25 protein-coding genes are annotated in these 23,316 nt (G+C 72.6%); 12 read left to right on the forward strand and 13 right to left on the reverse strand.

Going from position 1 to position 23,316, the window contains the following annotated elements:
• Window positions 1–89 precede the first annotated feature (89 nt).
• Complete coding sequence (locus ACFWXC_RS42860) at window positions 90–635, forward strand: DoxX family protein (protein ID WP_384487872.1); 546 nt, start codon at window positions 90–92, stop codon at window positions 633–635.
• Window positions 636–710: 75 nt separating this feature from the next.
• On the opposite strand, the gene ACFWXC_RS42865 is transcribed toward ACFWXC_RS42860, so the two are convergent.
• The 10 genes from ACFWXC_RS42865 to ACFWXC_RS42910 form a co-directional block, all read right to left on the reverse strand.
• Window positions 711–1,211 carry a flavin reductase family protein gene (locus tag ACFWXC_RS42865; RefSeq protein WP_384487874.1) on the reverse strand — a complete coding sequence of 167 codons (501 nt, stop codon included), beginning with the start codon at window positions 1,209–1,211 and terminating at the stop codon, window positions 711–713.
• Window positions 1,208–1,411 (reverse strand): hypothetical protein, encoded by a 204-nt coding sequence (locus ACFWXC_RS42870; protein ID WP_384487876.1) that lies wholly within the window; start codon window positions 1,409–1,411, stop codon window positions 1,208–1,210. The genes ACFWXC_RS42865 and ACFWXC_RS42870 overlap by 4 nt, the downstream gene beginning before the upstream one ends.
• On the reverse strand, window positions 1,411–2,820 hold the full coding sequence (locus tag ACFWXC_RS42875) for an MFS transporter (protein ID WP_384487878.1): 1,410 nt from the start codon (window positions 2,818–2,820) through the stop codon (window positions 1,411–1,413). The genes ACFWXC_RS42870 and ACFWXC_RS42875 overlap by 1 nt, the downstream gene beginning before the upstream one ends.
• A gap of 1 nt (window position 2,821) precedes the next feature.
• Window positions 2,822–4,147 (reverse strand): NtaA/DmoA family FMN-dependent monooxygenase, encoded by a 1,326-nt coding sequence (locus ACFWXC_RS42880; RefSeq protein ID WP_384487965.1) that lies wholly within the window; start codon window positions 4,145–4,147, stop codon window positions 2,822–2,824.
• 5 nt (window positions 4,148–4,152) lie between these two features.
• Window positions 4,153–4,839: a cysteine hydrolase family protein gene (locus tag ACFWXC_RS42885; RefSeq protein WP_384487880.1), complete on the reverse strand. Its 687-nt coding sequence runs from the start codon at window positions 4,837–4,839 to the stop codon at window positions 4,153–4,155.
• Window positions 4,839–5,900, reverse strand: a complete 1,062-nt coding sequence (locus ACFWXC_RS42890) for an LLM class flavin-dependent oxidoreductase (protein WP_384487882.1) — start codon at window positions 5,898–5,900, stop codon at window positions 4,839–4,841. Before ACFWXC_RS42890 ends, ACFWXC_RS42885 begins: the two co-directional genes overlap by 1 nt.
• A 33-nt stretch (window positions 5,901–5,933) precedes the next feature.
• Window positions 5,934–7,049: an ABC transporter substrate-binding protein gene (locus ACFWXC_RS42895; protein ID WP_384487884.1), complete on the reverse strand. Its 1,116-nt coding sequence runs from the start codon at window positions 7,047–7,049 to the stop codon at window positions 5,934–5,936.
• A 133-nt stretch (window positions 7,050–7,182) separates the two neighbouring features.
• Window positions 7,183–8,037, reverse strand: coding sequence for an ABC transporter permease (locus ACFWXC_RS42900; protein WP_384487886.1), 855 nt, complete (start codon window positions 8,035–8,037; stop codon window positions 7,183–7,185).
• A gap of 13 nt (window positions 8,038–8,050) precedes the next feature.
• Window positions 8,051–8,878 carry an ABC transporter ATP-binding protein gene (locus tag ACFWXC_RS42905; protein ID WP_384487887.1) on the reverse strand — a complete coding sequence of 276 codons (828 nt, stop codon included), beginning with the start codon at window positions 8,876–8,878 and terminating at the stop codon, window positions 8,051–8,053.
• A gap of 159 nt (window positions 8,879–9,037) precedes the next feature.
• The gene (locus tag ACFWXC_RS42910) at window positions 9,038–9,463 is read right to left on the reverse strand and encodes a hypothetical protein (protein ID WP_384487889.1); all 426 of its coding nucleotides are present in this window, start codon (window positions 9,461–9,463) and stop codon (window positions 9,038–9,040) included.
• Between the two features lie 66 nt (window positions 9,464–9,529).
• Here ACFWXC_RS42910 and ACFWXC_RS42915 point away from each other — a divergent pair, with 66 nt between their 5' ends.
• The gene (locus ACFWXC_RS42915) at window positions 9,530–9,943 is read left to right on the forward strand and encodes a MazG-like family protein (RefSeq protein ID WP_384487891.1); all 414 of its coding nucleotides are present in this window, start codon (window positions 9,530–9,532) and stop codon (window positions 9,941–9,943) included.
• Between the two features lie 37 nt (window positions 9,944–9,980).
• Complete coding sequence (locus tag ACFWXC_RS42920) at window positions 9,981–10,613, forward strand: DUF1345 domain-containing protein (protein WP_384487893.1); 633 nt, start codon at window positions 9,981–9,983, stop codon at window positions 10,611–10,613.
• A gap of 27 nt (window positions 10,614–10,640) precedes the next feature.
• On the opposite strand, the gene ACFWXC_RS42925 is transcribed toward ACFWXC_RS42920, so the two are convergent.
• Window positions 10,641–11,315 (reverse strand): RNA polymerase sigma factor, encoded by a 675-nt coding sequence (locus tag ACFWXC_RS42925; RefSeq protein WP_384487894.1) that lies wholly within the window; start codon window positions 11,313–11,315, stop codon window positions 10,641–10,643.
• A gap of 153 nt (window positions 11,316–11,468) precedes the next feature.
• Here ACFWXC_RS42925 and ACFWXC_RS42930 point away from each other — a divergent pair, with 153 nt between their 5' ends.
• The gene (locus ACFWXC_RS42930) at window positions 11,469–12,032 is read left to right on the forward strand and encodes a PadR family transcriptional regulator (protein ID WP_384487896.1); all 564 of its coding nucleotides are present in this window, start codon (window positions 11,469–11,471) and stop codon (window positions 12,030–12,032) included.
• A gap of 108 nt (window positions 12,033–12,140) precedes the next feature.
• Here the strand turns inward: ACFWXC_RS42930 and ACFWXC_RS42935 are convergent, their stop codons facing one another.
• Window positions 12,141–13,241 carry a polyprenyl synthetase family protein gene (locus ACFWXC_RS42935; RefSeq protein ID WP_384487898.1) on the reverse strand — a complete coding sequence of 367 codons (1,101 nt, stop codon included), beginning with the start codon at window positions 13,239–13,241 and terminating at the stop codon, window positions 12,141–12,143.
• A 189-nt stretch (window positions 13,242–13,430) separates the two neighbouring features.
• Between ACFWXC_RS42935 and ACFWXC_RS42940 the strand changes: the two genes are divergently transcribed.
• Genes ACFWXC_RS42940 through ACFWXC_RS42975 form a run of 8 tightly spaced genes read left to right on the forward strand, consistent with a single transcriptional unit; the run spans window position 13,431 to window position 20,851 of the window.
• A complete protein-coding gene (locus ACFWXC_RS42940) occupies window positions 13,431–14,225 on the forward strand; it encodes a GntR family transcriptional regulator (RefSeq protein ID WP_384487900.1) in 795 nt (264 codons plus the stop codon).
• Window positions 14,222–14,656, forward strand: a complete 435-nt coding sequence (locus ACFWXC_RS42945) for a phosphonate C-P lyase system protein PhnG (protein WP_384487902.1) — start codon at window positions 14,222–14,224, stop codon at window positions 14,654–14,656. The genes ACFWXC_RS42940 and ACFWXC_RS42945 overlap by 4 nt, the downstream gene beginning before the upstream one ends.
• Before the next feature lie 2 nt (window positions 14,657–14,658).
• Window positions 14,659–15,282 carry a phosphonate C-P lyase system protein PhnH gene (gene phnH, locus ACFWXC_RS42950; protein ID WP_384487904.1) on the forward strand — a complete coding sequence of 208 codons (624 nt, stop codon included), beginning with the start codon at window positions 14,659–14,661 and terminating at the stop codon, window positions 15,280–15,282.
• The gene (locus ACFWXC_RS42955) at window positions 15,282–16,436 is read left to right on the forward strand and encodes a carbon-phosphorus lyase complex subunit PhnI (protein ID WP_384487906.1); all 1,155 of its coding nucleotides are present in this window, start codon (window positions 15,282–15,284) and stop codon (window positions 16,434–16,436) included. The genes phnH and ACFWXC_RS42955 overlap by 1 nt, the downstream gene beginning before the upstream one ends.
• The gene (locus tag ACFWXC_RS42960; RefSeq protein WP_384487908.1) at window positions 16,433–18,313 is read left to right on the forward strand and encodes an alpha-D-ribose 1-methylphosphonate 5-phosphate C-P-lyase PhnJ; all 1,881 of its coding nucleotides are present in this window, start codon (window positions 16,433–16,435) and stop codon (window positions 18,311–18,313) included. Before ACFWXC_RS42955 ends, ACFWXC_RS42960 begins: the two co-directional genes overlap by 4 nt.
• Window positions 18,314–18,318: 5 nt before the next feature.
• Window positions 18,319–19,068, forward strand: a complete 750-nt coding sequence (locus ACFWXC_RS42965) for an ATP-binding cassette domain-containing protein (protein ID WP_384487910.1) — start codon at window positions 18,319–18,321, stop codon at window positions 19,066–19,068.
• Window positions 19,065–20,303, forward strand: a complete 1,239-nt coding sequence (locus ACFWXC_RS42970; RefSeq protein ID WP_384487912.1) for an alpha-D-ribose 1-methylphosphonate 5-triphosphate diphosphatase — start codon at window positions 19,065–19,067, stop codon at window positions 20,301–20,303. Before ACFWXC_RS42965 ends, ACFWXC_RS42970 begins: the two co-directional genes overlap by 4 nt.
• Window positions 20,300–20,851 (forward strand): HD domain-containing protein, encoded by a 552-nt coding sequence (locus ACFWXC_RS42975; RefSeq protein WP_384487914.1) that lies wholly within the window; start codon window positions 20,300–20,302, stop codon window positions 20,849–20,851. The genes ACFWXC_RS42970 and ACFWXC_RS42975 overlap by 4 nt, the downstream gene beginning before the upstream one ends.
• Before the next feature lie 13 nt (window positions 20,852–20,864).
• Here the strand turns inward: ACFWXC_RS42975 and ACFWXC_RS42980 are convergent, their stop codons facing one another.
• Window positions 20,865–23,216 carry an FdhF/YdeP family oxidoreductase gene (locus tag ACFWXC_RS42980; protein WP_384487916.1) on the reverse strand — a complete coding sequence of 784 codons (2,352 nt, stop codon included), beginning with the start codon at window positions 23,214–23,216 and terminating at the stop codon, window positions 20,865–20,867.
• Window positions 23,217–23,316 lie beyond the last annotated feature (100 nt).

Raw genomic sequence — 23,316 nt, forward strand, 5'->3', positions numbered from 1 at the left:
CGCCACCCTAACGGCGCCGCGGACGGGCCGGCCGGGTGTCCCGGTGCGACGGTGGAGACCTGATCGCACCCCCGGCCGGAGGAGCCACCGTGACCTGCTACGACCGACGTGATGTGGGCCTGCTGCTGCTCCGGCTGGGGACCGGCGGGGTACTGGTGGCACACGGCGCGCAGAAGCTGTTCGGCTGGTTCGGCGGCGGCGGGATCGAGGGCACGGGCCAGTTCATGGAGTCGGTGGGGTACGCGCCCGGACGGCAGAGCGCGCTGGCGGCGGGGCTGGCGGAGACGGGCGGCGGCACGCTGCTGGCGCTGGGCCTGGCGACCCCGGCGGCGGGGGCCGCGGCGGCCGGCGCGATGGCGGGCGCGGCCGCGCTGCACATGCCGAACGGCTTCTTCGCGGCGGAGGGCGGCTACGAGTACGCGGCGAGCCTGGGCCTGGCCGCCACCGGCCTGGCGGTCTCGGGTCCCGGCCGGCTCTCCCTGGACCACACGTTCGGGCATGTCTTCGACCGGGGCTGGATGGTCCCGGTGGCGCTGGGGGTGACGGCGGCGGTCACGGCGGCGGTGATCGGGGCCCGGAACCAGCGGTTGCAGCGGGAGCGGGAGGGCGAGCAGGAAGCCCTGTTCGAGGAGTAGCCGACGGGCGGGGCGGGGCAGGCTTCCCGCCATGACGCCTGCCGAGACCGCCGGGGAGGTGTTCTCGTCCCCGCCTCACCCCGCCAGCATCTTCAGTTCGCGCCGGTGCCACACCACCGGACTCCGGTCGTCGTCGGTCATCATGGCGAGGACGCGGAGCACGATGATGTCGTGGTCGCCGGCCGGGTAGGTGTGCTCGACGGTGCACTCCAGCCAGATCGGGGCGCCCTCCAGGAAGATGGCGCCCGCTGCCGTCTCCAGGGTGCCGAGGCCCACGAGGCGGCCCTCCTTGCTGCGGGACGCGAGCTGACGGGCCTTGCCGCTGTGTTCCTCGCCGAGGACGGAGACGCCGATCGTCCGTGCGCGGGCGAGCGTCGGCCAGGTCGTCGAGGTGCGCTGGATGGCGAAGGAGACCATGGGCGGGCGGTGGGAGACGCCGACGGCGAACGACGACACGATCATGACGGTCGGTTCGCCGTGGACGCGCGCGGAGAGGGCGGCGATGCCGGAAGGGAATCCGGAGAACGCCCTCTGTATGTCGCCGGGATCCGAGGTGAAGCCCTCCGGCGTCGTCATCGTGCGGTCCTCGCCTTCGCCGTGTCGAGTGCGGCCGGTCCCCACCGGCCCGTCCGGCGGGCCGGGGAGTCGTCCGTGGTGCAGGTGCCCTTGCAGGTGGGACAGGCCGCGATCACGACGCCGGCGGTCCGTACCCGCTCGACGGCGTCGCGGGCGCGTGCGGCGGCCTGGGGGTTTCCGACGACGGCGGCAGCCTTCATCAGGCGACTCCTGTGGGTAGTCGGGGGGTTGCGGCGGTCGTCCCGGGAGGTCCCGCCCCGGGGTGGTGGCCGGTCCGCAGGAGCACGGAGGCGAGGAGAGTGAGCAGTCCTACGGCGGCGAGCGAGCCCAGGGTGGCCGCGTAGCCGAACCCGGCCAGCAGCACGGCGCAGACCGCGCTGCCCAGGACCGCGCCGAGTTGTTTCATGGCGTTGAAGGTGCCCGACGCCGCCCCGACCTCGTCCGGGGCGACCGTGGTCACGGCGGCGATGGAGAAGGGCGACCAGACGAACGAGTTGGCGACCCCGTACACCGCGAAGACGGCGGTCAGGACGGGGATCGGCGCGTCCGTGGCGACCAGCGCCGCCGAGGCTCCGACGGACAGGACGAGGGCGGACGAGCCGACGACGGCCACGGCACGTGTCCCGATCCCGTTGTTGAGGCGGGCCGAGACCGGGGCCCCGAGCACGCACACCACGCCCATCGGTACGAGGGTCAGTGCCGCCGCGCCGGGGCTGAGCCCGCGCTCCCGCTGGAGGTAGAGCATCAGCGGGATCATCGCCGAGCCCGAGCAGAAGGAGGCCGCGGCGGCGCCCCAGGCCGCGGTGACGAACCCGCGGCTGCGCAGTACGGCGATCGGCACCAACGCCCGCTTCCCCGACCGGCGTTGCAGCCAGACGACCAGGACGACGAGCAGCGCGCCGACGGCGGCGAGCAGACCGCGCGGGATGCCCCGGACGTCGGCGCGCGCCGCGTCCGTGCCCTGGACGCCGAGGACGAGTGCTCCGGCACCGGCCGCGTTCAGGCACATCGCCCAGACCGGGATGGCGGCCTCCTGACGGGGCAGCGCGGGTACGAACGCGGCCACGGCGGCCATCACCGCGATACCGATGGGCACGTTGACCCAGAACACCGCGGGCCAGCCGCCGACGGCGACGAGCAGGCCGCCGACCAGCGGCCCCGCGGCCACCGCCGCCCCGCCGACCGCGCCCCAGGTGCCGAGCGCGACGGCGAGGCGGGGCGGCTGGAACAGCGCCTTGATGACGGTGAGGCACTGCGGGGTCATCAGCGCGGCGCCGATGCCCTGGACCACCCGCCAGGCGACGAGGGCCTCGACGGTCGGGGCCAGCGCGCACAGCAGCGAGCCGAACGTGAAGGCCGCGAGGCCGGCGAGCAGGACGCGCCGGTGGCCGTAGCGGTCGCCCAGCCGGCCCGCGATGATCAAAGGGACGGCGCAGGCGATGAGGTAGCCGCTGTTGACCCAGATCGCGAGGGTCTCGGTGGTGTGCAGGCCGCTGATCAGCGCGGGCAGCGCGACCGAGGTGACGGTGCTGTCCAGCAGCAGCATGAAGAACCCCGCGCACAGGCTGGCGAGGGCGAGCCAGTCGCGCCGCTCGCTTCCTGCGGTCATCTCACACCGCCAGGTTCTCGCGGAGCGTGGTGCCGGGGTAGGCCGGGGCGAGGCTGTCACGGCGGCGCAGCTCGGGGAGGAGCAGTTCGGAGATGTCGGCGAAGCCGGAGGGCATGGCCAGCGGGCTGGAGAACATGAATCCGCCGCGCGATCCGGTCGCCGCGAAGTTCTCCTCCAGTGCGTCGGCGACGGCGGCGGGGTCCCCGACGATGCCGTGGTCGAGCCCGGTCGCCCTGCTGCGGGCGTGCGCGAAGAACTCCTCGCGGCTCATCGGGCGCTCGGTGCCGAACTCCGCGACGAGCGAACCGACGAGACCGGCCGGGCTGGCGTTGGCCGCGACGATCTCGTCCCGCAGCTCGCCGAGACGGAACGACTCCGGGAGCGTGGAGAGGTCGTAGCCCATGTTGTGGGAGAGGTGGGTGGCGACGGTCTCCTCGTTCCAGAAGGCGAGTGCCGCGTCGCGGCGGGCCCGCGCCTCTGCCGTCGTACGGCCGACGATGACCTGGGTGGCCCACAGGATGCCCACGCCGGCCGGGTCGCGGCCCTCGGCGAGAAGCGCCTCGTCGAGCAGCTTGCGGTGCCGCTGCTGGGCGGCGAGGTTGCCGCCGAAGCCGAAGATCAGGTCGGCGAAGCGAGCGGAGGCGGCGATGCCACGGGGCGAGTTGCCGGCCTGGACGACGAGCGGGTGGTACTGGGGGCTGGGCACGGAGGCGAGCGGGCCCTTCACGGTGAAGAAGCGGCCCTTGTGGTCGATCGGGTGCACCTTGGCCGGGTCGGCGAAGCGGCCCGTGTCCCGGTCGCGGACGATGGCGTCGGGTGCCACCGAGTCCCACAGGGCACGGCAGACCGCGACGAACTCCTCCATCCGCTCGTAGCGCAGGTCGTGGTCCATCAGCTCGCCGAAACCGTAGTTCGCCGCGTCCGCGCCGCGCGTGGAGGCGACCACGTTGAAGGCGATACGGCCGCCGGTGACATGGTCGAGCGAGTTCAGCAGCCGGGCGACGTAGAACGGGTGCATGAAAGTGGACGAGTAGGTCAGTCCGAAGCCGATCCGCTCGGTGACCGTGGACATCGCCGCTATGACCGGGGACATGTCGTGGCGCGGCCACTGGATGCCCCACTCCACGGCCGGTTCGATGCTCCCGCGCCAGGTGCTGGGAATGCCGCTGCCGTCGCCGAAGAACAGCAGGCCGACGCCGGCGCGTTCGGCGGTCCGGGCCAGTTCCATGTACATGCGGACGTCGGGGAAGTCCGTCCCGGTCCAGGAGCCGGGCCGGGCCCAGGCGCCCTCGGTGTGGGTGAAGGAGAGGTCGAAGCCGATGTGCATGCCGTTCACCGGACGCCCCGCTTCCACAGGCCGACGACCTCGTCGGCGTCGCTGAGCACGGCAACGTTCAGGCCCAGTTGCACCAGGGCGGCGGCGTTGACGTCGAGGTCGTAGGCGGCGGTGGCGTCCCGCGGGACGACGGCCGGCCAGTCCAGCTGTACGGCGTCCTGCGCGGTCGCGTACACACAGCACTCGCTGGTCAGGCCCACGACGGTCAGCCAGCCGCAGCCCGCCGCGCGCAGCCGCGCGTCGAGGTCGGTGCCGAGGAACCCGCTGTAGCCGCGCTTGACGACCCGCAACTCGCCTTCGGCGGGCCGCACCCGGTACCACTGCGCGCCCGCCGTGCCGAGGACGCACGGCTCGTCCGGGCCCATGGGGGCGTCGTGGTCGCCGCCGCGCAGCCAGTTGCTCGCGCCCCAGGGGCGCGCCGGATCGCTTCCCAACTCGACCCAGAAGACCGGCACTTCGGCCTCGCGGGCGGCGGTGACGAGGAGTTCGATGCGGGAGACGGCCAGGTCGACGGCCGAAAGACAGTCATCCGTCAGGCCGTAGGCCGCCAGGCGGTCCGGTTCGGCGAAGTCGCGCTGTACGTCGACCACGACCAGCGCGGGCCCGCTGCCGGGCCGGGTGAGGTGGGCGAGTTGTCTCTCCCGCAGGCTCGGTCGTGTCTCCCGCAAGTCGGTGCCGGGCATCAGGCGGTCACCTCGTCCCGGGCCCGCAGTTCGGGCAGCACGGTCTCGCCGAACAGCAGCATGTCCTCGTCGTACTCCGGGAAGATCAGCATGAGTCCGTCCAGGTCGGCCTCGCGCACGATGTACTCGATGTGGTCGGTGACGGTGCTCGCCGATCCCGCGACGTACGGGGTCTGGAACGCCGCCTCCCCGTCCGCCCCGTCGGCCCAGGCGCGGGCCTGTTCCTCGGGGATGCCCCAGGTGCTGCGCATACGGGCGAGCGCCTCCCGGTCGAGGCCGGCACCCCACTCCTTCACCTTCTTGGCGGCCAGTTCGTCGGTCTCGTCCTGGACGACGGTGAGCATCGAGTAGGTCCGGCAGACGCGGCCGGCCGCCGCGGCCCGCTCGTGGACGTCCGCCGACAGCATGCGCATCTCGTCGAGGCTCTCGGCGGCGAGGAAGGCGCCGTCGGCGTACCGGGCCTGGAAACGGCGGGCGTCCTCGGAGCGCCCCGCGTTGATGAGGGTCGGGCGGACCGCCGGACGCGGGCGGGACTCGCAGTCGACCAGGTCGAAGTACGGCGTGTGCATGGTGACGGAGTCCTCGGCCCACAGGCGGGTGACCGCCTCCGTCCACAGCTCCGTCATCCGGTAGCGGTCCTCGTGGCCGAGTTCCGGGTCCCACTGGCCGAACTGCTCGAACTCGCCCGCGTAGGAGCCGTTGACGATGTTCATGCCGGCGCGGCCGCCGGAGATGTCCTGGAGGGTGGCGAACATCTTCGCGGCGACGGCGGGGTTGTGGACGTTCGCGTGCAGGGTCGCCCAGATCCTGACCCGGCTGGTCGCCTCGGCGAGGGCAGCCATCATGGTCATCGATTCGAGCGAGCGTCCCCAGTGGTCGGTGCTGCCGCCGAAGCCGCGCCACTTCGCCATCGACATCACGAAGTCGAGGCCGATGGTCTCCGCGTGCACGGCGGCGCGCTTGTTCCAGGCGTAGCTCGCCTCGGGGTGGGGTGCGGTGGTGGACAGCATCCAGCCGCCGTTCCCGATGGGGAGGAAGATTCCGTACTCTTTCGTGGGCACGTTGCGGGCCTTTCCGTCGGGGTGGTGCGAGCGCTACGGAGCCGGCCAGACGAGCTTGTCGTCGGCGTAGATGTTCTTGACGTACGACGTGTCGAACCAGGTCGCGGCCTTGTCGGCGGTCACGTCGGCGGGCACGATCGCGAACTGGTGCAGCATGGCGACGAGCGCTGTGACGTTCTTCGGGTCGAGGCCGCCGAGCGGCTGTCCGGGTGTCGGGTTGTCCTTGACGACCTGGGTCTCGGTCTTCCAGATGGTCGCGTTGAGTTTCTTGTCGTACGTCGGTCCCGACAGGTCGGCCGCGTAGCCGACGCACTCAGTGATGTGGGCGGCGCTCGCCGCGCAGTAGTCGTAGGCGTGCAGGGCGGCGCGCAGGATGTCCTCGACGGCGTGCGGGTGGGCCTTGGCGAAGGCCGGGTTGACCGCCATCGCGCCCAGCGAGCTGGGGACGCCGTAGTCGACCGGCTTCCAGACGGTGACGTCGTGGCCGGCCGCCTTGAGCTGGTTGGGCTCGTTGGAGACGAATCCGGTGAGCGCTTCGAGGCCGCCCTGCTTGCGGGGCAGTACGGAGGGGTCGTAGCCCTCCTTGACCAGTTGGAGCGAGTCCCACTTCACTCCGGCCTTGACCAGCATCGCCCGGACCGCGGCGGGCACATAGCCCTTGTGCCCGACGACCTTGCCGTCGAGCTGCGTCAGCTTCGTGATGTCCTTGTCGGTCATCAGGATGTCCAGGCCGGCGTCGGAGTACGAGGAGACGCCGGTGATGTCGATGCCGTTGGCGCGGGCCTGGACGACGTCCTGCTCGGCGACGGGGCTCACGGTGGCCTGTCCGCTGGCGAGCAGCTTGGTGTTCTGCGAGGTGTCGCCGGTGCCGGGCTTGAGGGTGACGTTCAGGCAGAGGTCCTTGAAGTAGCCGAGTTTGCTCGCGGCGATGTATTCGAGGATCGACGCCGACGACTGGTACTGGTAGCCGGACAGGTAGGTGATCCTGCCCGCGGCCTTGTTCTCGGCACAGCGCTCGGCGGAGATCGCGGATCCCTCCGAGCCCTTCGACGTGGTGGTGTCGGATCCCGAGCCGCATCCCGCGACGACGGCCGTCAGGGCGACGGCGGCGAGGCAGGCGAGACCGGATCTGGCGAGGCGCGACTGCATGGGTGACTCCAGACTGGCGGTGTCCGCCGGGCGTTGGGGCGTGCGGTGGTGGACGTGGGGCGGGTGAGGGCATGGGTCGTATGCGCCCCGGCCGTCGCGGACCTCGGGCGGAACCGTCCGTGCTGGGGCTCGGTCAGTTGTGGGTGTCGTCGTGCCAGTGCAGGACGCGGCGTTCGACCAGGGTCACGGCGAGCAGCAGCAGGACGCCCATGACGGCGAGGACGAGGATCGAGGCGTACACGACCGGGAGTTGGTTCATCGACGAGGCCACGCTGATCACGGTGCCGAGGCCGCGGGTCGATCCGGCCGCCGACATCTCGGCCACGACGGCACCGATGATCGACAGCGGGAAGACGATGCGCAGCGCCGCGAACAGGAAGGGCAGCGCGTGGGGGACGCGTACGTACCAGAGCAGTTCGACGCGTCCGGCGTCCATCGTCCGGTACACCTGGAGCACCTGCCGGGGCACCGACCGCAGCCCTGCCGCGGTGTTGATGAGGATCGGGAAGAAGCAGATCAGGGCCGCGATGAGGAGTTTGGGCAGCGGGCCGAAGCCGAAGGCGACGACCAGGGCGGGCGCGATCGCCACCAGCGGGGTCACGTTGAGGACGACCGCGATCGGCATGACCGCCCGCCGCAGCAGCGGGAGTTCACTCGTCAGCACCGCGAGGACGAACGCGGCGGCGAATCCCATCCCCAGACCGGCCGTCGCCTCGCCCAGGGTGACCAGGGCGTTGTCGACGTAGTAGCCGAACTCGGAGGTGAGCGAGGCGCCGATCTTCGGCAACGGGGGCAGGAGGTAGGGCAGTTCGTCGGCGCCCCACTGCCACAGGACCGCGAGCAGGGCCAGCATCACGAGGAGCGGCGCCCAGACGGCGGGGCGGATCCAGGCGATCCGGGACTTCGGGTGCCGCAGGCTGTAGCGGGACGGTTCGGCGGGCGGCCGGGCGCCGGTGGCGGGCGCGGTGCGTTCGTCGGCGACGGTCATCGGTCTCGTCCCCTCACGCCGCTTCGCCGTGCCAGGCGCGGCGCAGTCGGTCCCGGATCAGGTCCTCGTACTCGTGGAAGCGGCGCTGCCCGAAGAGACGGTCGCCCCGGGGCCGGTCCAGGTCGATCTCGATGGTGTCGACGATGCGGCCGGGGTGCGGGGCCATGACGACCACGGTGTCGGAGAGCCGGACGGCCTCGGACACGGAGTGCGTGACGAACAGGACGGTCGTCTTCAGCTCGTCCCAGAGGTCGAGAAGCTGGTCCTGCAGACTCTCGCGGGTGAACTCGTCGAGCGCCGAGAAGGGCTCGTCCATGAGGAGGACGTCGGGCCGCAGACCGAAGGCGCGGACGATCGCGGCCCGTTGCCGCATACCGCCGGAGAGCTCGGCGGGGAGCTTGTGCATGGCCTCGCCGAGGCCGGCCTTGACCAGGAGTTCCCGCATGTCGGGACCACCGGTCACCGCCCGCTCCGCATAGCCCGCGATCCGCTCCCGGCGCCGCGCCGCACCCTTGTTGATCTTCTGCGGCAGGGTGACGTTCCGCAGCACCGACAGCCACGGCAGCAGGGCCGGGCTCTGCGGCACAAGGCCGATCATCTTGGCGGCGCACGCCTCGGCCGGCGGGACGCCGTGCACCCGTACGGTGCCGTGATCGGGTTCCTCCAGACCGGCCGCGAGCCGCAGCAGCGTCGACTTGCCGCAGCCGCTGGGCCCGATCAGGCTGACGAAGCGGCCCACCGGTACCGGCAGGTGAACGTCGTCGAGGGCGGTCGTCGCGGACGGCCCGAATCCGTAGACCCGGCGCACCGACCGCAGGTCGATCGCTGGCGTACCAGTCACCTTCACGCTCCCATCCATGTCGCGAGCACGAAGGCCCGATCCTGGAAGTCGGAGAGCGTGCGTGGCGAGTGCGGAACTGCCACGCGGAAATCCGCTTAGGTGCCTCCGACCCTAGGAACCCTGTGTTTCATCCAGCCGCCGCGGTCCGTTTCATCGGCTTTACGTCCGGCGCGGCAGTGTGACGACGGTGTCGCCGTCGAACACGTAGACCTCGACGCCGAGATCCGCGGCGGCACGTGCCACCCAGCCGCCCAGCGCCTGCACGATCACCTCGGTGACGAGGAGGACCGTGCGCTCGGCGGTCGGCACCGAGTTCCTCAGCCACAGCAGCTTGAACATGTCCGCCATGACCTTGTTGCGGTAGGCGGGCTTGTAGGCGCCCTGGTTGCTCACGAGTTGGACGAGGACGCGGCCGGAGGCGTCGATCCCCTCCACCTCGACACGGCTGCCGTCGGGCAGCATGAGCGGCCTCGGGCGCAGCGCGGTGCCGAGCCGGTCCCCGAGGGCGACCAGCATGCGGCGTTCGACGGAGCCCTCGGCGAACCGGCTCCACTCGGTGGGGGCGTCAAGCACTGTCAGTCGCACGCCCCGGAGTCTAGGAACGTCCCGTTTCGTAGGTGTTTCCGGGCGGGGCAGGGCAGGCTCACCGCCATGACAGAACAGTCGGAACAGCGGACGGCACCGCCGGCGAAAACCCCGGACCTGTGGACCTGCGTCGAGGACCTCTGGACCTGGCTGGACGCCAACCGGAAGCACGGCGGCGAGACCGGCCTCGTGCTGCGCATGCTCAAACTCACCGAGGAGGTCGGCGAGGTCGCCCAGGCGGTGATCGGCGCGACGGGCCAGAACCCCCGCAAGGGCGTCACCCATACCTGGGAGGACGTGCAGGGGGAGCTGTGCGACGTCGTGATCACGGCGCTGGTGGCGTTGCGGACGCTGACGCCGGACACGCGGCAGGTGTTCGAGCGGCATCTGGCACGGGTGACGGAACGCTCGCTGGGGCCTTCGACGGCCCCTCGCCTCTCGGACGGCCCCGCGCCCCGCCGTGTCGATCAGGGGCCGTGAAGTGCGCTGACCGGCGGCGGGACTACCGTGACGCTGCATGAGACGCTCCTTGCCCCTGGATGCCGTGCCCCGCCTCACCGGCGCGGCGATCGTCGGATCGGCGGTCGGCGTGGCCGTGGCGCTGGCGACCGATGCGGCACTGGGCGCACTGGCCGCGATCGCCACGACGGAACTGTCCTTCGTCCTGGCGGGCTGGGCGGTGCTGTGGCCGATGGACGCCACGGCCACCCACCGCAACGCACGGCGTGAGGACTTCCGTCCCGTGACCGATGAACTCGTGGTGGTCGCGGTGGCCCTGTGCGGACTGGCCGCCATCGTGCTGCTGCTCGTGCGCGGCAAGTCCGACCCCGGCCATGTGGCGGCGGCCACCGCCCTGTGCGGCGTCTTCACGGCCTGGGCCGCGCTGCATCTGATGTACGCCGCCCGCTACGCCTACGTGTACTACGAGTCCGCGGGCGGGATCGACTTCAATTCGGACGACCCTCCGGCGTACCGGGACTTCTTCTACTTCAGCTACAACCTCGGCATGACCTATCAGGTGTCCGACACCGATGTGTCGAGTTCGGCGATCCGGGCGATCGTGCTGCGTCACACACTGCTGTCCTACGTCTTCGGCACCGGCATTCTCGCCACCGCCATCAATCTCGTCGTGGGAATCGTCAGCGGCTGAGGTGGCGGCTCCGGACCGCGTGAACCGTCAGGAGGCCGGCGTGGGACCGGCGGCCGCCCGTTCCCGGGCGGCGTCGAGCATCCGGCGGGCCTCGACGCGGCTGGCGCGGACCCGCTGCCTCGCGTCGCCGTGCGCGACGTCCGCGGTCGCGGCCAGGGCCGCCGCCAGCTCGGCCCGCCCCCGGCTGAGCCGGCTGCGTACCGTGCCCACCGGGACCCCGCACGCGAAGGCGACCTGCTCGTAGGAGGCGTCGCCGGCCGAGAAGTAACGCAGCACCAGCGGCATGCGCAGCGCCGGGGACAGCTCCTCCATGGCCGCCCAGATCCAGTCCCGTACGGCGGTGCGCTCCAGCCACTGCTCCGGGCCGGCGTCCGGTGCCGGCAGGGGCACCTCCTCCACCGGCCGGACCAGGGCGGAGTGCCGCAGCACGGACCGGCTCCCGTTGCGCACGATCATCCGCAACCAGGCGCCCACCGCCGCCGGGTCGCGTACGTCCCCGATCCGCAGCAGTGCGGTGAGCGCCGCGTCCTGGAGCACGTCGTCGACGTCCGCCGCCGCCCCCAGCAGGCTCAGTGCCACCGCCCGCATCCCCGCCCGGTGCCGCTCCAGCAGCACCCCCACCGCGGCGACCTCGCCGGACTGGGCCGCCCGCGTCAGCACCGCGTCCTGCACGCACGCGGCCTCCGCGGCTTCCCGAAGCATGACGTCCCCCGTTCCGGATCCCGGGCCATGGCCGGTGCCGCGAGGTTCCAACTTTGACAGGTGGAACGTAGAAGCTCCGCAACCAACATGTCAACACCGGAACGTGGTGGTCCGACCTGTCAATACTGGAGGGAGAGGGGTTAAGGTGCGGGCATGAGCCTTCGTCACGCCCTCTTGGGTCTGCTTGTGTTCCGCCCCGGCAGCGGCTACGACCTGCTGAAGATGTTCAACACCTCGCTCGGCTACGTCTGGCCGGCCAAGCAGAGCCAGATCTACGGCGAGCTGACCAAGCTGGACGCCACCGGCCTGATCAAGGTCACCGACGAGGGGCCGCGGGGCCGGAAGCAGTACTCGCTCACCCCCTCGGGTCACGCGGAGGCGCGGCGCTGGCTGGCCGAGACGGAGGAGCACCGGCCGCAGCGCAACCCGATGCTGCTGCAGACGTTCTTCCTGGGGCTGCTGCCGCGCGAGGAGGCCGTGGAGCGGCTCCTGCGGCACGCGGACACGGCCGCGAAGGAGTACGACGCCCTGCTGGCGCTGCGGGATTCGGAGGACTGGGACCGCGACGCGCTGACCGAGTGCGGCCGGCTCGTCCTGGAGCACGGCCTGCGCCAGCGCGTCCTGGAACAGGAGTGGGCCCACTGGGCGGCCGAGCAGCTCCGCGAGGGACACGTCAAGGAACCGGCCGACCGGCCGGAGGCACCGGAACCGGACTAGAACCGGTACAGCAGGGCCGTACCGGTCGCCAGGTCACAGGTATGCGGGGCGTTGTGGGTGCCCTGGTGGATCGCGGGTGCAGGGTGCGTTGTGGGTGAGCGGGCGGGTTCAGTGGGTGCGCTCGACGCTCCAGTGCGGCAGCAGCTCGAAGAAGGCGACCGCCTCGCTCCGCCAGCGCGGCCGCCAGCCCCCGGCCACCACAGCGGCCTGCTCGGCGTGGTCACGCATCCGCGCCCGTAGCCGGCCGGCCACCCCGCGCGCCTCGGCGATCTCCCGGACGGCGGCGATCGTCCCGGCGGTGCAGGCGGGGTCGCCGAGCGCCGACTCCAGCACGGCCCGCTCCGCGCCGTCGAGGCCGTCGAGCGAGGACAGCAGCGCGGTCACCACATAGCTGCGCTTCCCGTCGCGGATGTCGGTCCCGGTCGGCTTGCCCATCACCTCGCCGTCCCCGAACAGGTCCAGATAGTCGTCCCGCATCTGTGCGCAGATCCCCACCAGGCGTGCGTAGCGGCTCAACTCCCGGTCGTGGTGGACCGGTTGCGCACCGGCGGCGAGGAGTCCCAGCCGCAGGGGCGCGAGCAGCGAGTAGCGGGCCGACTTGTAGTCCGCCACCTGGTCGATGACCTCGGTGTCCGGGAGCCCGCCGGTGACATCGCGTTCCAGGTCGATGATCTGACCCAGGAACGTCTCCGCCGCCGCCCTGGTCTGCGCCTCGATCATGGCCTGCCGTACCGGCGGTGCGGTCTGCGCGTCGAGGAGGACCCGCAGGGACAGGGCCAGTGCGAGGTCGCCGGCGAGCACGGTGAGGCCGAGCGCGGTCCGGGGGTGACGGGGGAACCGCTCGCGGTAGGCGTAGTAGGTGGAGGGGCCGCCACGGCGGGTGGGGCTGTCGTCGATGAGGTCGTCGTGGATCAGGCCGTGGCTGTGCAGCAGTTCGAGGCTCAGGGCCGCGTGCTCCAGTCCCGCCACGGGCTCGTCCGTCACCAGGCGGGCCGCCTCGTTGAGGATCACCACGCGGATCCGCTTCCCGCCGCGCAGGGACAGCTCCCTCAGCAGGTGCAGGCACTCCGGGGTGAACCTGCTGAACGAGGGGGTGTCGAGGGCGCCGCCCAAGGAGTCGAAGTACTCCGCGAAGAGCTTCTCGAAGGCCTGGGTGTGACCGGCGAGACGAGCCGTCAACTGGTCATGGACACCAGCGGTGTCGGGCATGGCGGGGCTCCTGAGGAGGGCGTGCGGACGCGGGTGTCCCATCATGCGCGACGGGATGCCGGCCGCCCCACCCAAGGCAAAGGGAACGCAAAAAGCGCGATACAACTGTCCGGACTGTTCACTTTCCGGGCCGGGGCCGTTGGCCGGCGGCAAGTTGTCCGGACGACTTGGGTGGACACCGTTCCTGGTGTGAGTGCGACCAGGTATCTGGAGATCGCGGACCGGCTGGCGGCCGAACTGGACGGCTGCGCCCGCGGCACGCGGGTGGCCAGCGAGGCCGACATCGCGCGCCGGTTCGGTGTCGGCAGGGCGGCCGCGCGGGCCGCCGTACAGGAATTGGAACGCAGATTCGTGGTGCGCCGGACCCAGGGTTCGGGCACCTTCGTCAACCGCCGGATCGACTACGTCATCTCGCGCAGCGTCCCGCCCTCCTGGTCGACGACGGTCACCGCGGCGGGCGCCACGCCCCGGGCACTGCTCAAGTCCGTGCGCCAAACGCCCCTCCCCGCCGACCTGGTGGAGCGGTTGGAGCGGCCCGCGGGGGTGCCCGTGCACGAGGTGGTCCGGGAGTTCTACATCGACGACCTCCTCGCGTCCTGGGTGCACGAGTGGATCCCGGCCGACGAGGTGCCCGACCTGGATCTGGCCCTGCACGCCGTCGAGTCGGTGGACACCGTGCTCCGCCAGATGGGGCGGGTGCGGCCGGTGCGGGCCTGGTGCCGGGTGAGCATCGACGTCCCGCCGGCCGAGGTGCTGCGCGCGCTGCGGATGGAGAGCAGCCTGCCCGCCTGGCTGGTGGAGAGCGTCAGCCGGGACGCGGACACCGGCGCCGTCCTGATGTGCAGCCGCACCTGGACCCGTGCGGACGCGGTGCGCATGGTGGTCGAACTCGACGATCAGCCCTTCACGGGGGAGACACCGCAGACACCGCAGACGACAGAGCCGACGCAGACGCCGGAGACGACAAGGAGAAACGGACTGTGACACATGGGGTGAGCAGGGAGCAGCGGTGCGCTCTGCTGGCGGAGGCGGAGCGGGAGGAGCTCATCGCGCTGGCCGACGCCTGTCTGGAGGACGGCACGGGCGTACGGGTGCTGGTGGCGCCGGAGGTCGGCTGTGTGACCGCCCAGGTACGCGAGCCGGTGCTGGCCGAGCGGTTCCTGCTCGGCGATGTGCTGGCCTGCCGCGCCGAGGTGGAGCTCGCCGGTCACCGGGGCTGGGCCATGCGGCTCGGCGACGACCGGGCGGCCGTGCTGGCCGCCGCCGTGCTCGACGCCGAGGCGCAGTCCGGCAGGCCCGGGGCCGCCGAGATCGACCGGCTGTGCGAGCGGGTGGCGCGCCGCCGGGCGGAACGCGAGGGCCAGGAGTGGGCGGAACTCGCCCCGACCGTGGTCGAGTTCGAGGAGCTGACGTGACCGTGGCAGCAGCAGAACGGATGCCCCCGGCCGTACGGACCGCGGAACTGGTGAGCGCGGCGAAGCCCACGCCGAAACAGGCGCAGGGTGTGTTCCGCGCCGTACTCGACGCGCTGGCCCGGCCCGGCTCGACCACCCGCCTGCCCGCCGGACCGACCGGCTCGGTGCCCGCCGCCCTGCTGCCGCTGCTGGCCCTCGCCGACCTCGGCACCGGGTTCTGCGTCCTGGAGGACGGCTCGGGGCACTGGTCGGAGGTGGTCGGCGTGGCGACGAACGCCCCCGCCGTGCCACTGGCCGAGGCCCGGCTGGCCGCCGCCGTACGACCGGTCACGCTGGACGAGGTACGACGGCTGCGCCGGGGCAGCGCCGAGGCGCCCGAGGACGGTGCCCTGCTGTGCCTGCCGGTGTCCGCGCTGGACGGCGGGCCCCGCAAGTGGCGGCTGTCCGGCCCCGGTGTGCCGGGTGGCCTGGTGGTCGCACCGGACGGGCTGCCGGACGGGTTCGCCGAGGCACGGGCGGAAGCGGTCGCCGGGTTCCCGGCCGGCATCGATCTGCTGCTGGCCGCACCGGACGGGCGGCTGCTGGGCCTGCCGCGCAGTACGGCCGTCGTGGAGGAGGACAACTGATGGGGTACTCGGGAGCACGCGGCGGTCTGGAGGCGATCCTCGCCGCCGAGGACCTGGTCCGCCGCAGGCGTGACCACGCGCCCGCACCGTGGGCATCGACCGGGCAGCTCACCGCCCGGTTCCGGCTGGCCGTCGACCGGGTGATGGGCGAGGCCGGGCTCTACGACGAGCCGACCGCGGCCGCCGCGTTCCGGCAGGCCGAGGGGGACACGCTGGAGGCCTCGCATCTGCTGCGGGCCAAGCGGTCGACCCTGCCCCGGCTGGCGGTCAGCGAGCCGGTCGACCCGGACGAGATGACGATCCTGCGCCGGATCGTGCCGGCGTTCCGCCGCCCGGACGGGCCGCAGCTGCTGGGCCGTACGTCCGACTACACGGGCCGGCTGCTGGAGCAGCCGGACGGCCCGCCGGGTGAGCCGCCGTCGGAGCCCGTCGGGGAGGCCGTCGGGGAGGCCGTCGGGGAGGCCGTCGGGGAGGCCGTCGAGCGCACCGAGGAGCAGCGCCGGCCGCGCCGGTTCCTCGATCTGCTCCGCAAGCTGGAGCTCGTCGACGAGCCGCCGGCCCACGACGACCCGGAACCGCACGACATCACCCGCAAGCCCGCCCGGCCGCCCGCCGCGCGCTCCGCCGTGCTCGCGGCCATGGCCCGCTCCGAGACCGGCGCGCTGGTGGCGCTCTGGTACCGCTCGGTCCTCGGCCCCGACGGGGACGTGCACGAGATCACGCTGGGCGAGCTGCGCCACGGCCGCCTGCCGCTCCGGGTCCGCCACCCGCACACCGGGAACCCCGTCGCCGTCGGCGAGTTCCGGGTCACCGAGGCCGAGGCCGTCGAGGACCTGGACGGCGCCGAGGAGGACCGTACCCGCTTCGACGTCGGCTACGGGCTGTGCTTCGGGCACAACGAGCGCAAGGCGATCGCCATGGCCAACCTGGACATCGCCAACCGCCGGTTCGGCCGCAGCGGTCCGCTGGAGCAGCTGCTGCTGATGACGATCGACGGCCTGGACTCCGGCGGCTTCCTGGAGCACCTGAAGCTCCCCCACTACGTCACGTTCCGCTCGATGGTCGAGCGCAAGCAAGCCATGCGGGCCGCCGCCGAGGCGGGCGGGGAACCGCCCGCGCGGATCGCCGGGCCCGCCGGAAAGGACTGCCGATGACGACGACCACGACCCCGGCCCCGGCCCCGGCATCCGCTGCCTCCGCGAACCCCGCGCACTCCGCGATCGGCGCGCTGGTCGCCGCGGCCGACGCGGAGACCCCGTCCCCGGGGCTGCTGGACGAGGACGCCAAGCGGGAGATCCGCCGGGCCTGCCTGACCGCGGTCTGCGTGCCCGGCTACCAGGTGCCGTTCGGCTCCCGGGAGATGCCGGTGGCCCGCGGCTGGGGCTCGGGCGGCCTCCAGGTCACCCTCGCGGTGATCGGCGCCGACGACACCGTCAAGGTGATCGACCAGGGCGACGACGCCGGGGTGAACGCCACCAACCTGCGCCGGCTCATCGCGCGGACCACGGGCGCCGGCGAGTCGGCCGACACCCGGGAGGCCACCGTCGTACAGACCCGGCACCGCGTTCCCGAGGAGGCTCTCGGCGCCGGGCACGTCCTCGTCCACCAGGTCCCGGTGCCCGAACCGCTGCGCGGGGTGCAGAAGTCGGTCGCCGAGTGCGCGCGGATGCACGCCGAGGACGACTACTCCGCGATGTGGGTCAGCCTGTACGAGGACCTCGTCCGCAACGGCATGATCACCGCGAGCACCGGCTACCCGGTGCTGGTCGGCGGCCGTTACGTCATGGCCACCAGCCCCATCCCCCGCTGGGACGTGCCCCGGCTGCACCGGGCCGAGCACCTCAACCTCTTCGGCGCGGGCCGCGAGAAGCGGATCTACGCCGTACCCCCGCACACCGACGTGCGGCCGCTCACCTTCGACGACGTCCCCTTCGAGGTCGAGCACACGCCGGGTGCGGTGTGCCGGTTCTGCGGGAGCGACGACGTGTTCCTCGTGGACGCCGGGACGTCGGGCGACTTCGCGTGCAGCGACACCGAGTGGTGTGCCCGGGTGCGGGACGGCGACGCCGACACGGCGGCCCACCGGCGCCGGGCTCCGCTGGCCCTGCTGCCCGACCCGCGGGCCCGCGCCCGCCTCGCCATGCCGGCGCCGGAGGAGCGCCCCTCGGCGCCACGCCCGGCCCCGGCCGCCGGCCCCGAGTGGGCGCTGCGTGTCGAGGGCATCGGCAAGGTGTACGGCGCCGGCGGCGCGGCGGCGGTCCCCGGTACCGGACCGGAGCACGGCACCGCGATCAGCCCGGCCACCGGTGCGGTCGTCGCGGCCTGGGACGTCACCTTCGACGTGGCCCCGGGCGAGGCACTCGGCGTGATCGGCGAGTCCGGCTCCGGCAAGTCGACCGTGCTGCGCTGTGTGGTCGGCGACGAGCCGGCGACGGCGGGCCGGGTGCACCTGGCCTCCGTGGCCGACGGCACCTCCGACGTGCTCGAACTGCCCGCCGCCGTACGACGGGAACTGCGCGTCGACACGATGGCCGTCGTCTACCAGGACCCCGCCGCCGGACTCGACCTGCGCGTCTCGGCCGGCGGCAACATCGCCGAACGCCTGACGGCGGCGGGCTGGCGCGGCTACCACGCCATCCGGCGCCGGGCCGCCGAACTCCTCGACCGCGTCGAGGTGCCGACGGCCCGCATGGACGACCCGGTGCACACCTTCTCCGGGGGCATGCGGCAACGCGTCCAGATCGCCCAGGCGCTCGCCACGGAACCCCCCGTGCTCCTGCTCGACGAGCCGACCACGGGCCTCGACGCGTCGGTCGCCGCGGGCGTGCTCGACCTGCTGCGGAGTCTGCTCGCGGAGCGCGATGTCGCCGCCGTGGTGGTCAGCCACGACTTCTCCGTCATCGAGGCGCTGACCGACCGCACGCTCGTCATGCAGACGGGCCGGGTGGTCGAACAGGGCCTGACCGACCAGCTCTTCCACGACCCGCACCACCCCTACACCCAGCGGCTCGTCGCCGCGGCCCGGAGGTGAGCCCGATGGACAGTCCCCCCGACGACACCGTTCTTTCGGTGCGCGCGCTGCGCAAGTCCTTCACGCTGCACAGCATCGACGGCCGTACGGTCCCCTCGCTGCACGGCGTCGACCTGGACGTCCGCGCCGGTGAGCATGTGGCGCTCGCGGGCCCCAGCGGCGCCGGCAAGTCCTCGCTCCTGCGCTGCGTGCACCGCACGTATCTGCCGGACTCCGGCTCGGTACGGCTGCGCACCGACACCGGCTTCGTCGAACTCACCGAACTCCCCGACCGGGAGATGGCGCGGCTGCGCGGCCGGGAGTTCGGCCATGTCTCGCAGTTCCTGGCGGCGCCGCCGCGTACCGGACCGCTGGAGGTGGTCGCCGCGGTGGCCCGGCGGCGCGGACTCGACCGGGGCGAGGCACGCGAGGCGGCCGCGGCGGCCCTGCGGCGGCTGAAGCTGGACGAGACGCTGTGGGACGTCGACTGCGGTGTGCTGTCCGGCGGCGAGCGTCAGCGGGTGAACCTGGCCGCCGGCACCGTGGAGCCGCCGCGGCTGCTGCTCCTGGACGAGCCGGTCTCGGCCCTGGACCCGGCCAACCGCGAGGCCGCCCTCGACCTGGTCGACTCCCTGGCCGGACAGGGCGTCGCCGTCCTCGCCGTCTTCCACGACATGGACGCCATCCGGCGGCTCGCCTCCCGCGTGGTGTTCGTCCGGGACGGCCGGATCACCCGCCAGGGCACCCCCGCGGAGACACTGGAGGAAGCAGCATGAGTACGGGTACGGGTACGGGGGCGGGGGCGGGCGTCGCCGAACGCCTCGCGCAGGGCTGGCCGTTGGGCGCCCCGCCCGCCGACTACGTCCTCGGGCATGTCCGCGCCGTCCTCGCCGACCGCGTCCTGGACAACGCGCTGGTGGCGGTCAGGGACGGCCGGATCGCCGCCGTGGAGGCGCATCCGGCGGGCGTGGAGGCGGACGTCGACGGCCAGGGCCTGCTCTGCCTGCCCGGCCTGGTGGACGTCCACAGCGACGGCCTGGAGAAGGAACGACTCCCCCGCCCGGGCGCCGAACTCCCCCTGGAATTCGCCCTGTTGTCCTTCGAGGGCAAGCTGCGCGCGGCCGGTGTCACCACGGCGTTCCACGGCGCGGCCTACGAGCAGAGTGATGGCCAGGGCCTGTCCCGCAGCGTGGAGAGCGCCGAGCAGATCTGCCGCGTCGTGGCGGGCCGTAGGGACGGTCTGGTGGACCACCGCGTCCTGCACCGCCTCGACGTGCGCTGCCCCGAGGGCCTGGCCGCGCTGCGCGGCCGTCTCGACGCGGTGGACGGCATCGCCCTGGTCTCGCACGAGGACCACACGCCGGGACAGGGCCAGTACGCCGACCGCCGCTACTACGAGCAGTACCTGATGGGTACGCGGGGCCTGGCCGAGGACGAGGCCCGCGAGCACGTGGACCGGCTGATCGAGGACCGGGACGGCCGCCTGGACATCCGGGAGGAGGCGCTCGCCTACCTCGGCGAGCGGGCCGCGGCGGGCGGAGTCCGTCTCCTCGGCCACGACCCCAGCTCGGCACCGGAGGTGGCGGCACTGCGCGAACGCGGCGGCGCGGTGGCCGAGTTCCCCACCACGCTCGCCGCCGCCGAGGCCGCCCGCGACCTGGGCATGCCCACGGTGATGGGCGCCCCCAACGTCCTGCGCGGCAACTCCCACAACGGCAACGCGTCGGGCCGTGACCTGGTCGCCCGCGGCCTGGTCACCGCCCTGGCCTCGGACTATCTGCCCTCCGGCCTGCTGGCGGCGGCCCTGCTGCTCGCCGAGGAGGGCCTGGCCACCCTGCCGGCCGCCGTCGCGCTGGTGACCGCCGGGGCGGCCGAGGTGGCCGGCCTGCCGGACCGGGGCACGCTGGCGCCGGGGCAGCGGGCGGACCTCGTCCTCGCCGCGCCCGGCCACCCCTGGCCGGTCGTGGCCGCGGTACTCCGGGACCGCAGTGATGAATCGGAGGAATCATGAACACGCTCACGAGTGACCGGCTGGCCGAACTGATCGACGGCCTCGCGGGCCTCCCCTATGGCGGGGAGCCCGTCGACCAGCGCACCCACGCCCTCCAGGCCGCCCACCTGGCGGTGGCGGCCGGCGCCGACGACGAGCTGGTGGTCGCCGCCGCGCTGCACGACATCGGCAGGGCGAAGCAGGTACGGGCCGAGCACCCGGGTCTACCGCACGAGCTGGCGGGCGCGGCGTGGGCCCGCCGGCACCTGAGCGAACGCGCGGCCTGGATCATCGCCCAGCACGTCCCGGCCAAGCGCTACCTGGTGGCCACGGACCCCGCCTACCACGCCCTGCTCAGCCCGGCGTCCATCGCGTCCCTGAAGGTCCAGGGCGGCCCGATGGACGAGACGGAGACCGCCGCCTTCGCCGCCCACCCGATGGCCCGGGACGCGGTGGCGCTGCGCCGCTGGGACGACGCGGCGAAGGACCCGGAGGGACCGGTACTGGAGGTGCCGGAGCTGGTGGCGGCGTACGAGCGGTGCGCGGCGGGAGGGACCGGGGTGTCCTGACCGGGGCCGGGGCTCAGGAGGCGGCGGCCCGGTTGATCGTCGCCCGGATGTGCTTCATGAGCGGCTGGTCGCTCTGCTCGCTGTAGTCGCACAGCGCGATCAGCACGTTCATCTCCGGCATGTAGCCGGCCGCGCAGCCGCGGGGCAGGTCGTAGGGGATGGCGAGATAGCCGTTCAGGGCGCGGGTGGTGCCGTCCTTGGCGGTGCTGGTGATGTCGACCGGGTCGAACTCCCCGATGCCGCGCTCGCGCATGTCGGCCGCGTTCATGAAGACGAGGGTGCGCAGGTTCTTCACGCCCCGGTAGCGGTCGTTGTCGGAGTAGATCGTGGTGTTCCACTGGTCGTGCGAGCGCATGGTGCCGAGCGCCAGGGTGCCCGGCGCGGGCACGACGTCCGGCAGCGGCGCCGAGGAGAACTCGGCGAGCCCGGAGGGCGTACGGAAGACCAGTTCGCGCGCGGGCTGCCGGATCCGGAAGCCGAGCGGCAGCCGCACCCGCCGGTTGAAGTCCTCGAAGCCGTCCAGGACCTGGGCCATGGTGTCGCGGACACGGTCGTAGTCCTCGACGTACCAGGCCCAGGGCGTGCTGCTGTGCGGGAGCGCCGCCCGGGCGATGCCGGCGATGACGGCGGGCTCGGACAGCAGGTGCGCGGAAGCCGGCTTCTTCATCCCGACCGACAGGTGCACCATGCTCATCGAGTCCTCGACCGAGGTGCTCTGGATGCCGGTCCGCTGGTGGTCCTTCTCGGTACGGCCGAGGCAGGGCAGGATCAGCGCCTGCCGGCCGTGAACGAGGTGGCTGCGGTTCAGCTTGGTGCTCACCTGGACGGTGAGTTCGCAGGCGCGCAGGGCTTCGTAGGTGGCCGGGGTGTCGGGCGCGGCGAGGGCGAAGTTGCCGCCCATGCCGACGAACACCTTGACGTCGCCGCGCAGCATCGCCCGGATCGTGCCGACGGTGTCGAGCCCGTGCTCCCGGGGCGGGTCGATGCCGCACACCTCGGCGAGCCGGTCCAGGAACTGGGCCGTCGGCCGGTGGTCGATGCCGCACGTACGGTTGCCCTGCACGTTGCTGTGCCCGCGCACGGGCGAGGGACCGGCGCCCTCCCGTCCGAGGTTGCCGCGCAGCAACAGCACGTTGACGATCTCCCGCACGGTGTCGACCCCGTGCTCGTGCTGGCTCACCCCCAGGCACCAGCTGATGATGCTGCGGTCCGCGTCCCGGTAGATCCGGGCCGCGCGAAGGATGTCGGCGCGGCTGATCCCGGACTGCCGCTCGATCTCCTTCCACGGGGTGGCCTCGCACAGCTCGCGGTATTCCTCGAAACCGCTGGTGTGCCGGTCGATGAACTCCTGGTCGAGGGCTTTGGGATCCGACCTGGACTGCTCCAGGACGGCCTTGGCGATGCCCCGCATGAGCGCCATGTCGCCGCCGATGCGGACCTGGAGGTCGAGGGTGCCGGTGCGGGTGGAGTGGAAGGCTGCCATGTCCACGAAGTCGTGCGGGATGATCGTCCGCCGCGACGCGGCCTCGATCAGCGGATTGACGTGCACGACCTGAGCGCCGCGTTTGTAGGCGTCGGCGAGGGCGGTCAGCATCCGGGGCGCGTTCGATGCGGCGTTCACGCCCATCACGAAGAGGGCGTCCGTGGCGTCCCAGTCCTGGAGGTCGACGGTGCCCTTGCCGGTGCCGAGCGAGGCGGTGAGGGCGCGTCCGCTGGCCTCGTGGCACATGTTGGAGCAGTCCGGCAGGTTGTTGGTGCCCAGTTCGCGGGCCATGAGCTGGTACAGGAAGGTGGCCTCGTTGCCGAGCCGTCCCGAGGTGTAGAACGACGCCTGGTTCGGGTCGTCCAGCTCCCGCAGCGCCCGCCCGACCAGCCGGAACGCGTCACACCAGCTGATCGGCACGTAGTGGTCCGAGTCGCCGTCGTACACCATCGGCTCGGTCAGCCGCCCCTGGTCCTCCAGCGCGAAGTCGCTCCACTCGGACAGCTCGCCGACGGAGTGGGCGGCGAAGAACTCGCGCCCGACCCTCTTGTGGGTCATCTCCCAGGTGACGTGCTTGACCCCGTTCTCACAGAGGTCGAGCCGCAGCCCTTTCGTGTCGTCGGGCCACGCGCACCCGGGGCAGTCGAACCCGTCCCCCTCGTGGTTCATCTTCATGATCGCGCGCGGTCCGTCCACGAGCGCCCGCTCCCGCACCAGGAACTTGGTCACGCTCTTGGCGGCCCCCCAGCCTGCGGCGGGGTGATGGTACGGATGAAAGAACGGCTCCCCCTCAGGCCTGGCCCCCACCCGCTCCTCGACCTGCTCCCCCGTCCCCGGCTCTTCCGGCCGCGGCCGTTTCTGCTGGTCGTGGGAGGTGCTCACGGCTCTCACCCTTCGCCGTCGGGGGCGCACACCGCCGGACCCGACGGCGCCTTTTGCCATGCTAGGCACGCGGGTCCGGGGGGCGCGAGGCGAGCTGGGA

Origin of the sequence: Streptomyces sp. NPDC058683, assembly GCF_042716195.1 — a bacterium.
GTDB lineage: Bacteria > Actinomycetota > Actinomycetes > Streptomycetales > Streptomycetaceae > Streptomyces.